At 33.2% G+C, this 3,561-nt stretch carries 4 protein-coding genes; 2 read left to right on the top strand and 2 right to left on the bottom strand.

Translation table 11 applies throughout. From position 1 onward, the window contains the following. Nucleotides 1-5: 5 nt before the first annotated feature. The gene (locus ABU165_RS25065; RefSeq protein WP_088043667.1) at nucleotides 6-539 is read right to left on the bottom strand and encodes a replication/maintenance protein RepL; all 534 of its coding nucleotides are present in this window, start codon (nucleotides 537-539) and stop codon (nucleotides 6-8) included. A 770-nt stretch (nucleotides 540-1,309) separates the two neighbouring features. On the opposite strand from ABU165_RS25065, the gene ABU165_RS25060 reads away from it, so the two are divergent. Together ABU165_RS25060 and ABU165_RS25055 are read left to right on the top strand one after the other, a co-directional pair. Continuing rightward, complete coding sequence (locus ABU165_RS25060) at nucleotides 1,310-2,218, top strand: O-fucosyltransferase family protein (RefSeq protein ID WP_086400816.1); 909 nt, start codon at nucleotides 1,310-1,312, stop codon at nucleotides 2,216-2,218. A 398-nt stretch (nucleotides 2,219-2,616) separates the two neighbouring features. Further along, nucleotides 2,617-3,171, top strand: coding sequence for a hypothetical protein (locus tag ABU165_RS25055; protein WP_326059469.1), 555 nt, complete (start codon nucleotides 2,617-2,619; stop codon nucleotides 3,169-3,171). Nucleotides 3,172-3,211: 40 nt separating this feature from the next. On the opposite strand, the gene ABU165_RS25050 is transcribed toward ABU165_RS25055, so the two are convergent. Then, the coding region (locus ABU165_RS25050; RefSeq protein WP_353762700.1) for a hypothetical protein at nucleotides 3,212-3,561 on the bottom strand (350 nt) is incomplete at its 5' end.

Below are 3,561 nucleotides of genomic sequence, written 5' to 3'. Positions count from 1 at the left end.
TTTATTTATTTTAAACCTTCTCTTTCGCGTAAAGCTTTAAATCTATCAAATTGGCTTTGATATTGATAATCTTTATTTTCCTTTTTGCTAACAAGGATTTTCCCATCATATTTTGCAAATCTTTTCTTGTCGTTTGAGTCAGTCCAAGCTAGATCCTCATTTACTACATAAACATTTGACGTTCCCATCTTTAAAATTGATATAAATCCATTATCTTCGAGAATTTTAAGGTTTCTATAAATTGTAGTTTTGTGTTTTTCGAAATAATCCTCAAAAACTGAATAAGAGCAAGCTAAAGCGTTTCTATTATCCATATGTTCAATAATAAAAAAGAGTATGGAACTAGCAAATTGATGATTAGTCATTAACCAACGCATTTCTGACATATGGTCTCTATACAACTGTATAAAATTATAATTTTTCTTTTCTTCCTCTTTTTGTTTATGCTTTTCTTCTTCGTTTTTTTCAAATTCTAGTAGTTTTTGAAGTTTGTTAAACTCGTTTTTAGTCAGTTCTAATGTTATTTTTTTATCTTCCAATTTTTTTAATACCTCCCTTCACCTATATGTTGCATCAGCTGTGCAACATATAGGTGTCACATTTGCAACATCCTATTGCAAATAAGGTATCATATGGTAATTACAAACGCAATAGGATGTTGCAAAAAAACTACATTTCATTGCAAATAGGTTGCACAGCTGATGCAACCTATACCTTGCACACTATGCAACCTATTAAGCTATAAAACCCTTTTATATCAACGTTTCTACTAGTTTCCCTTCTATATCTCCTAAAAGGGCTTTCCCAAAAGCAAGGGTCGAGTAGTATTTTTTGAAAAAACATTCAAAAAATCTCCACTCTTTTGCCCTTGCTTTTGGGAATTCGGCGGGGGTTGGTATATCGCCAAGCCGAACAGACCAAAAACGAGGAGTTAGGTTGCTCGACTTGGACTAGCAATTGTACCCGCCGAACCGCCAGTTCTATCGTTCTAAGCAACATGCTTAATCTATATTCAGTTACGTTCCAGGGGGGCTAGCCCCCAAACCCCCAGCCAACGCTCACACCCAAAAACAAGGGGGAATATAACTAATTAGGATTATTTACTTTTTTAAATATTCCTAGTTAAAAAAGTAAGCAACATGATGTTTCAAATTTGATATATTAATGTGTCATGTGGTGAAACATGCCAACAAATCATTGTAATCAGGATTACATCCCTCATGTAATGCCTAAAATCGCCAAACCCCTTGATATATCTAGCTTAAATTCTATTTTTATACGTTAAAATTACAGAAAGGAATGAAACTATATGTATATTCAATATGAAATTAAAGAATTGGAAGGTCTCTGCAATCAATTAATGGCTATTTTTAGAACATTAGAAGAAGCTTTTTTTTATAAAAATAAAGGCGAACCTGTTTGTATAATTTTAAACGATGTACAATCTAGAACATCTATTGATTGTGATGTTTATCCTTATTTTAGAAATATAGAGGTTGATGCTTTTGTAGATGTAAAAGGTTTAATACAATTATTAAATGACAGAAATATTGAAGTAAAACATGTAAAAGATGTGAAACTGCTATCTCAAAATAAAATACTCAATTGTAGACGATTTCCTAATCGTGAAGTTACTTTAGAAGAAAGTACAGATTTAGGATTATTTGTAGCTAAATTTTTTCCTTTTTCTAAACGCATATTAAAAATATCTAATTTTATTATTGGAGCAATGTCTTTTTACCCAAAATGGAAAGCTGTTCATTTAAGAATAGAAAGAGATTTAACACATATACCAGATATAAATAAAACAGGATTAAATATATTTATTCAAAATCAATTTAAAAACATTATTGAACTTGTTATAAACAATGAAGATTTGTGTGCTCTGTATATTGCTTCAGGATTATTAGAAAATGAATATACTGCACTTGTTGATAGTTTAAAAGAAAAGAAACCGGATCTAAAAGTAATAAATAAAAAACAGCTTTTGAAAAATTATCCGGATATACAAAAAGAATTTAATAATTTAAGTTTAGAAGAACAAGCATTAATAGACTGGTTAGTATGTATAGGAGCTCCTTTGTTTATAGGTCCTCATGCATCTTCATTTTCATATTTAGCAAGTTATATGCGGCATTATCGAGGTTTTAATACAGAAGCAACATATTTATTTCCGGAATATCAACCATATTGGAATAAGTGGTTTCCTTGTGTTTAAAGAATAATATAGTTTTTTTGTTCAAAGAATTGATAGATATACCTAAAAATATGTATTTGTCAACGATACCGGACCGAAGGGAGGATAAGGAGTTGACAAATTCACTACACCAGAACCCTCTTGATGGGTCAAAAGGTAGTACCTTTTGACCTGCCTACCGGCGAGGGAGCCCCCTCAAAATATGAGGGGGTTGGGGGTGTTTGATAAGGGGGTCTGGGGAAGAGATCCCCAGTGGGTTTGGGCAACGCCCAAGGTTTAGTTTTTGCCATGCTTATAGGCATGGCTTTGCGAAGCAAAAGAGCCTCGCAGAGCACGTCCAAATGTAAATTTGGTATAACGTGCTACACCAGAACCCTCTTGATGTGTCAAAAAGGTGTTACTTTGGAGATAAGGTCACATTGCCATCTAAAGATTTTGAGAAATTAAAAGATTTATCTGTATCTAGCATGAAAGTACAATATCAAGCTGAAAAAAGAATGGCGGCAGCAACCGAAAAAATTGAGAAGTTGGAAGAGAAGTATTACGAGGCGGATCGTAGGGCAGATAATTCCGAACTTCAATTTGGTTTATTAGAAAAAGAAGTAGACCAGCTGAAGAAATATCGAACAGACGCTATTGTGTATAAAAGTATCTTGCAAGACACAAACAGACATATAGAAATTAGTAAACTAGAAAAGAAAGGACGTTTAGTCCTTTTCAATTTAGAAAATGGACATAAGCCTAAAAATAAAAAGGAAGGCGAACAGTGGCTTTCTATCTTGGAGGAGAATAAAAAGGCAAAGACAATCCCTCAGAAGCGTCTAGAAGCTTTTATAGAGCGTTTAAAAGTGTTTCTAGATAAAATACTAGGGAAAAGCAGAGAATTCTCTCTAGAGGGCTTAAAACGCAAATCAGAGCAGTTAAAACAAACGAGACAACCAAAGACAAAAAGAGATAGAGGGATGGAACGATAAAAAAGGCAATACCGATTGTAACGGGTATCGCCTTTTTACTCTATTTTTTCATGGACAGAATAAAATTTACGTCTTGTTTGAATCCTTCTTTGTAAAACTCTTCTTGCATGTCTGACATTTCTAGTGTGATTGCTAGTTCAAGTTGAGTAAATTCCTCAAAAGTGAATTTATCTTGGTGTTTGTGTAACTCCTCAAGATTCTCGATTTTTGCTAATTCTTGTACACTTTGCTCGACAATCATTTCTAACATTTGGTTTGCAGTCATAATAAATTCCTCCAGTAAATGTATTTGATTTATATAAAATGTTTCTGCATACTGGAGACATGCAAATAGGGGCTCAATCTTATCTGCACGGTGTTCTCTGTATCTCAGTATGCAGGGAACATTTT

Origin of the sequence: Cytobacillus sp. T106 (genome assembly GCF_040492155.1) — a bacterium.
GTDB lineage: Bacteria > Bacillota > Bacilli > Bacillales > Cytobacillaceae > Bacillus_AB > Bacillus_AB infantis.
The sequence above is the reverse complement of the archived record's forward strand: the minus strand, read 5'-3'. Positions and strand labels throughout refer to the sequence as shown.